The organism is Alteromonas alvinellae (assembly GCF_902705805.1).
Map to the genome: position 1 here is coordinate 1 of NZ_CACSIH010000100.1, position 4,591 is coordinate 4,591.

The 4,591-nt window shown below is 45.1% G+C and carries 4 protein-coding genes; 3 read left to right on the forward strand and 1 reads right to left on the reverse strand.

Annotated elements, in window-relative coordinates:
* Window positions 1-131: 131 nt before the first annotated feature.
* Window positions 132-1,598 (forward strand): DUF3360 family protein, encoded by a 1,467-nt coding sequence (locus ACX5KA_RS06610; protein ID WP_014949618.1) that lies wholly within the window; start codon window positions 132-134, stop codon window positions 1,596-1,598.
* A 182-nt stretch (window positions 1,599-1,780) separates the two neighbouring features.
* Here the strand turns inward: ACX5KA_RS06610 and ACX5KA_RS06615 are convergent, their stop codons facing one another.
* Window positions 1,781-2,686, reverse strand: a complete 906-nt coding sequence (locus tag ACX5KA_RS06615) for a LysR family transcriptional regulator (RefSeq protein WP_049588235.1) — start codon at window positions 2,684-2,686, stop codon at window positions 1,781-1,783.
* A gap of 194 nt (window positions 2,687-2,880) precedes the next feature.
* On the opposite strand from ACX5KA_RS06615, the gene ACX5KA_RS06620 reads away from it, so the two are divergent.
* A complete protein-coding gene (locus ACX5KA_RS06620; protein ID WP_039234693.1) occupies window positions 2,881-3,330 on the forward strand; it encodes a DoxX family protein in 450 nt (149 codons plus the stop codon).
* A 178-nt stretch (window positions 3,331-3,508) separates the two neighbouring features.
* A complete protein-coding gene (locus ACX5KA_RS06625; protein ID WP_049588233.1) occupies window positions 3,509-4,399 on the forward strand; it encodes a DODA-type extradiol aromatic ring-opening family dioxygenase in 891 nt (296 codons plus the stop codon).
* The last annotated feature ends 192 nt before the right edge of the window (window positions 4,400-4,591 follow it).

The window sequence follows — 4,591 nt, forward strand, 5'->3', positions numbered from 1 at the left end:
CACATTGTTGCGGGTTTTTTTTTATGCCCGTCTACCACGTTAGACTTTCGTATAAGACCACAGTCGCATTGTTACATTCCGTTCACATGTTTAGGCTTGCGCTTTTCTTCCGCGCAATCTAAAGGTGTTATGTGTCACAAGAAAGTTCTTCTTATCAAAATCTTCACAAACCGAGCAGTAGTTTTAAATCAAGAGACGAATATTTAAATCACGAACTTCAAATACTTTCTCCAAAACGTTGGCGGTTGAACCTGCCTGGTAAAGACTACCGCGTTGAGTGGGAAGACTTTGTGCCAGGCATGGCGGCGACCATAGGAAAAATCGTTATGGTTGCCGCCGTAGTAGGTGCATTCGCAGCACCGCTAGGGCTATCTCCTGAGTTTGTTATTGAAAACGTGCGCTTTGAATTACTCATTGCAGCAGTCTTGTTCGTTGTTCTGATTTCCGGTTTTCTGAACCCGTCAGCTAATTTAGCAGGTACACACGGCCCCTTACTGCCCTTGGTACCCCTTATTGTTGCATCTGGCGGCCATCCCATGGCGCTCGGTCTACTCATTGGACTATTTGGTTTTATTTTAGGAATAACGAAGGGCGGCAGTGTGCTAGCCAGGCTAACCAGTAACGGTGTATGCGGTGGGCTGCTGTTGTACTTAGGGTTTATTGGCATCACAGGCCAGGTGAAGAAACTCTTTGCGTGGGCAGAAAGCTTCGATATGGCTTACTTAGCCTTCGTGGTGATCATTGCCACTATCTTAATGTATGCATGGCTAGAGCATATTCAAAAGCGCTGGCTAGCCATTCCGCTTGGTGCGGTGATGGCGGCGGTCATTGCGTTTTCCTTCGGTGCGCCATTTGAGTTCACAACGTCGCCGGGTATGCCTAACTTGAACCCTGCTTATTGGTGGGGGGAAGACACAGGTTGGAAACTGGGCCTGCCAGACTGGTCACATTTCATTGCTGTGCTGCCTTTTGCTGTGCTGGCTGTGTCTATGTGGTCGCCAGATTTCTTAGGTCATCAAGTCTTCCAAAAGCTTAGCTACCCTAAAAAAAGTGAACGAGCGCACATGAATATAGATGACACCATGATTGCTGCATCTAGTCGTCAGGCAGTGGGAAGCCTACTGGGAGGGGGGAATATCTCATCTTCGTGGGGGACCTACATTATTCCGGCTTCAATCGCGCGCAGACCCATACCCGGTGGTGCATTAGTTACTGGCTTTTTATGCGTTGTAGCGGCACTTTGGGGTTACCCCATGGATTTAGCAATTTGGCCGCCAGTGCTTTGCGTAGCGCTTATTGTTGGGGTCTTTCTGCCGCTTATGGAAGCCGGTATGCAAATGACGCGTGAAGGTAAAACGACGCAATCTGCCGCATTGGTAGTGATCTCATCTGTATTAGTTAATCCGGTATTCGGATGGTCTTTTACCATGCTTTTGGATAATTTGGGGCTCGTTGGGTGTAAAGATAGAGCTGGAGAGCTCGGCAAAGCAGGGCGTTGGCTAATTCCAGGAATTACGTTTTTGGTGCTATGTACCGTTATGGCACTAATTGGTATGTTCCCGGGTGTGCCCGCGATTATGGAAACCTTCAGAATGTGATGAGGGCTTAAGGGTAAGGTTACTCTTTTAAAGTTTAAGTTACTGAAACCAAATATGCTATTACGCGAACGGCGTCGGAGGTGTTTCTCCACGCCGTTTTTATTTAATTTATTAAGCTGATATCCCTCATCCACTCAAGTTATGTTTCTACTATATAAATTAAGCGTTACGCGTACCGCAATTTACTTGTCCCAGTAGGGCGTACTTTCAAAATAGCTTGATAAAAAGTCAATGAAAACCCTTAGCTTATTAGAAATGAGCTTACGATGAGGATAGACCGCATACAAAGAGATAGCTTGCGGTACGAAATCGTCCAGTATGGACACGAGTTCCCCGTTTTTGAGCGCTTCACCGGCAATAAAGGTAGGTTGAAGTACATAACCTTCACCCTGCTTTGCTACATTGGTTAGGACTTCTCCATTATTGGCGGTTAGCTTGGGCGTCACAGTCTGGGCATTTGCTTTAAGCGCCGCAATAAGCACTGATTTATCGTTATCATAGTTGACGTAGGAGTACTCAAGATAGTGTTCTGGTTTTAATTCGGCTGGATGTTGCGGTGTGCCATATTTTTCCAGGTAGGCTGGTGAAGCGCACAGGGCCAGCTTTATCGTTGTGATTTTCTTGGCCACCAGCGACGAGTTAGCTAGGTGACCTGCACGTATTGCTACATCAAACCCTTCGTCTATCACATCAATCTTTCTATCGTTTAGCTGCAAGTTTATCGATACGTGAGGGTGTGCTTGTTGAAACGCACTGAGTGCACTCGCTAAATGTAATGTTGAGAAAGAGACAGGGGCACTTACATGCAGAACTCCCTTTACTTCCGTATTGAGCAACCCAAGCTGACTTTCCATATCGGTTACGCTTTCTAGAATATGATTTGCATGTTGCAAACACTGCTGACCAGCCTCGGTTAGGTGAATTTTTCTTGTAGTGCGATTGAATAAACGCGTATCAAGTTGCTTCTCTAATTCGGCAACATACTTGCTTACGAGTTGATTTGACGTGTCTAGCTTTTCTGCAGCTTTTGTAAAACTGCCTTCATTCGCAACAACGCAGAAGGTTTTCAGTAGCGATAATTTATCCATCGTTTAGCCATACGTCTCTATAAACAACAAATTGTTGGTAATCATTCAATATTTAACCGCTTTATTCAATAGGTGTTGGTAACTACTCTATATGCATCAGGTTAGCGCTGTGCCAACTCAATGAAGTCAGGCGGAGCGTTCATCACTTTTTAGATATGACACTTTCAATTACGAGAGACTTTGAGGATTCAACAATGAACAAGCAATTTCTGAAAAACATTTTTACTTCTAACAGCAGTATTTCTAGTTTGGTTTTACGTGTGCCTGTGGGCATTATTCTTACTGCACACGGCGCACAAAAGCTTTTTGCGTGGTTTGGTGGTTATGGACTAGAAGGCACAGGTCAGTGGATGGAAAGCATTGGTTTAGCGCCAGGCTTTTTAATGGCATTGCTGGCCGGCAGCGCTGAGTTTTTTGGCGGGCTAGCACTTATTATAGGTTTTCTAACACGCCCAGCCGCTTTAGTGAGTGCATTCACAATGGTGATTGCGATTTTTAGTGTACATGCAGCAAACGGTTTATTTATGACTAACAACGGTTACGAGTTTGCACTAACGCTACTTGCTGCAACAGGTGCGCTAGCTATTCAAGGTGGCGGTAAATTTTCAATCGACTCTCTTATTAGTCACAAGCTTGATAAATAGCGGTTGTGATATTTCGACGACTAACGAAACCGGCCAAAATGCGCCGGTTTCAATGGCTATGGAGCCCTTATATCAATCCGCGTAGATAATTGCCCACTCAGAAGACGCTGGTAAGTTTCCTAGCGACGCGTGGGAACGCAGGAATGGTATTCTCTACATCTAACAAGGTATGGTTTTTATGCAACAGCGAACGCAAACGCACCCGTCAGTGCGAATTAACACCGCTTATATTTCTCATGGTGGAGGGCCGCTTCCACTTCTTGAAATGCAGTCAGTAGGAGAGGCGAGAACGCCTGCCTATCACATTGAAATGATTGAAGCGCTCAAAGCATTATCAACAGATTTACCCAAACCTGATGCAGTCATAGTGATTAGTGCCCATTGGGAAGATACTGAAGTCTGTGTAACTACTCACCCAGAACCTTCCTTGATTTATGACTATTATGGCTTCCCTAAAGAGGCGTATTCCCTTGAATATCCGGCCAAAGGAGAAGTAGCGCTCGCAACTTTATTACTAAAGCGCTTAGCAGAACAAGGCATTGCTGCACGGGAGGATAGGGCACGCGGTTTCGATCATGGAATGTTCATTCCCCTAAGTATTATGTACCCCAGTGCCGATGTGCCTTGTATTCAACTATCCATCACGTCTGATTTGAATTCGGAAAAGCATGTGTTATTGGGGGAGGCAATTAGGAAAGCTATTGAACTCGGGATAGAGCCTGTAAATAGTGATGGAAAGGACGAAGTGAATATTTTAGTATTGGGCTCGGGGTCTTCTTTTCATAATATGCAGGGTTTTTTTGATAGCTCCGATGATGCAATGCGAAAAGCAACGCGCTTTAATAACTGGCTTCAGACAACTATGCAGACCAGTGCCTACAGCGAGAATGAACGAAAAGCTCGTCTTGTTGAATGGTACAGCGCGCCGGATGCGCGATACGCCCATCCTAGAGAAGAGCACCTTCTCCCTCTCCATGTTTGTTATGGTGTTAATAATAGAGCAGCTGATAAAGCCCTGTCTTTAACGCTTCTAACCAAACCTGCAAGCATGTTTATATGGTGTGATTGACCAGCGCTTCACATTGCCGCGTCAGTGCCACCTGATTGGATACCGGCTGCGTTAAACGAGAGCAATTAAATTTTGAACACTTTGATTATCAATTGGTCGTTTGAGTAAAAATGTTAAAATTAGTGCTTTACAGTCCCACATAAATCATTAAGATACGCAGCACTTCAGGAGAGTTGGCAGAGCCCGGTTTAA